Raw genomic sequence first — 2,552 nt, 5'->3', positions numbered from 1 at the left:
CTGCCGTCGGGGTCGGCCGATCTGGCGGGGGCGGGTCTGGGGTCGGCGGATCATCCGTTGCTGGGGGCGGCGGTGTCGCTGGCCGACGGGGACGGGCTGCTGCTGACCGGACGGCTGTCCCTGGACGACCAGCCCTGGCTCGCCGACCACGCCGTACTGGACACGGTCCTGTTGCCCGGCACCACGTTCGTGGAACTGGCGCTCAAGGCCGGTGAGCAGGTCGGCTGCCGCCGGATCGAGGAGCTGACGCTGGAGGCGCCGCTCACGTTGCCCGAGCACGGCGGGATCCAGGTGCAGGTGTCCGTGGGCGCGGCGGACGGCTCGGACCTGCGTACGGTGGCGGTCCACTCCCGGCCGGAGAGCGGTGAGAACGCCTGGGTGCGGCACGCCTCCGGTCTTCTCGGCCCCGGGATCCTCGAATCGCGCGCCGACCTGGCCGACTGGCCGCCGCCGGGTGCCGAACCCGTCGACCTCGACGGCTTCTACGACCGGCTGGCCGAGCGGGGGTACGCCTACGGGCCCGCGTTCCAGGGGCTGCGCGCCGTGTGGCGGCGCGGCGACGAGGTGTACGCCGAGGTCGGCCTGCCCGAACGGGACCGCGCCGAGGCCGCGAGGTTCGGCGTGCATCCCGCGCTGCTCGACGCCGCCCTGCACGCCGGTGGGGCCGCCGCGCCCGAGCGTGTCGAGGAGGTGCGGCTGCCGTTCTCCTGGTCGAAGGTGACGCTCCGGCCCGTGGGAGCAGGCGGCCTGCGCGTGCGGCTGGTACCCACCGGCGCCGACTCCCTGACGCTGGACCTGGCCGACGAGACCGGCGAGCCGGTGGCGTCGATCGGCTCGCTCACCCTGCGGCCGGTCTCCGGGGAACAGCTCCGCGCGCCAGACTCCCTCTTCCGCACGGAGTGGACCCGCGTCACCGGCGAGCAGGAACCGGTTACCACGGTGTTGCGCGTCCGCTCGTCGTCGGACGACATGCCCTCCTCGGTCCGTACGGCGACCCTGGAGACACTGGCCGCGCTGCAGGGCCACCTGGCCGGTGAACGGCCCGGCCCGCTGGTCATCGTGACGAGCGGCGCGACGGCCGTACGCCCGGACGAGACCGTGGATCCGGCGGCCGCGGCCGTGTGGGGTCTGGTGCGCTCCGCCCAGCTGGAGCATCCCGGCGCGTTCGCCCTGCTCGACCTGCCCGAGGGGGACGAACCGCCCGCCGCTCTGCCCTCCGGCGAACCCCAGCTCGCCCTCCGCGAAGGCGCCCTGTACGCGCCGAGGTTGGTACGGGCGCGGGTGCTCCCGGTCCCTTGGAAGCTCGACGGGATGGTGCTGGTCACCGGTGGTACGGGGGCGTTGGGTGGTCTGGTGGCCCGTCATCTGGTCACCGAGCATGGGGTACGTGATCTGCTGCTGGTGAGCAGGAGTGGCCGCGACGCCGATGGAGCCGCCGAGCTGGAGGGTGAGCTGGTGGCGTTGGGTGCCCGGGTCACCGTCGCGGCCTGCGATGTGGGTGATCGGGAGGCGTTGCGCGGGTTGCTGGAGGGTTTGGATCGGCCGTTGGCCGGTGTGGTGCACGCGGCGGGGGTGGTCGATGACGGGTTGGTCGGTGGGTTGACGCCGGAGCGTCTGGATCGGGTGTTCGGGCCGAAGGCGGACGCGGCCTGGTATCTGCACGAGCTGACCCGGGAGATGCCGCTGGCGGCGTTCGTGTTGTTCTCCTCGGCGTCGGCGACCTTCGGCAACGTGGGTCAGGGCAACTACGCGGCGGCGAACGCGTTCCTGGACGGTCTCGCCGCGCTTCGCAGGGCCGAGGGGTTGGCGGGGGTTTCGCTGGGGTGGGGGTTGTGGGAGGAGCGCAGCGGGATCACGGGTGGGCTGGGTGAGGGTGATCTGGCGCGGATGGGCCGGGCGGGGTTCGGTGCGCTGTCCTCGGCGGAGGCGCTGAGACTCCTCGACACCGCCGTCGGCGCCACCGACCCGGTCCTGCTCCCGCTGCCGCTCGACCTGACCGCTCTCCGCGCCCACACCGGCGACGTTCCCACGCTGCTGCGCGACCTGGCGCGTCAACCGTTACGGCGTACGGCGAGGCGGCCGGACACGCTCGTCCGGGGGCTCGCCGACCTCCCCGGCGCGGAACGGGCCGCCGCACTCCTGGAGCTGGTGTCCGGGAACGTCGCCGGGGTGCTGGGCTACGCCGGCCCCGTCGACGCCCATCGGGCGTTCGGCGACCTCGGCTTCGACTCCCTCACCGCGGTCGAACTGCGGGACCGGCTCGGCGACGCCACCGGCATGCGCCTGCCCGCCACGCTGGTCTTCGACTACCCGACCCCGGCGAGCCTCGCCGCCCACCTGGCGGACGAGCTCTTCGGCACGTCCGCGCAGGCCCCGGCACCGGACGCCCCGGTCAGGACCGACGACGATCCGGTGGTGATCGTGGGGATGGCGTGTCGTTTCCCGGGTGGGGTGTCCTCTCCGGAGGAGTTGTGGGAGCTGGTGGCTTCGGGCCGGGACGCGGTGTCGGGGTTTCCGGTGGATCGTGGGTGGGATCTGGAGCGGTTGTTCGA

Annotated in this window: 1 protein-coding gene; it reads left to right on the top strand. The window is 73.6% G+C overall.

Annotated elements, in window-relative coordinates:
* Nucleotides 1-2,552 (top strand): SDR family NAD(P)-dependent oxidoreductase (locus ACFYWM_RS44640; RefSeq protein WP_389927964.1); only part of this gene is annotated, 2,552 nt, incomplete at both ends.

This window comes from Streptosporangium sp. NPDC002721 (genome assembly GCF_042888905.1).
GTDB lineage: Bacteria > Actinomycetota > Actinomycetes > Streptosporangiales > Streptosporangiaceae > Streptosporangium.
This window is presented reverse-complemented; position numbering and strand designations above follow the sequence as displayed.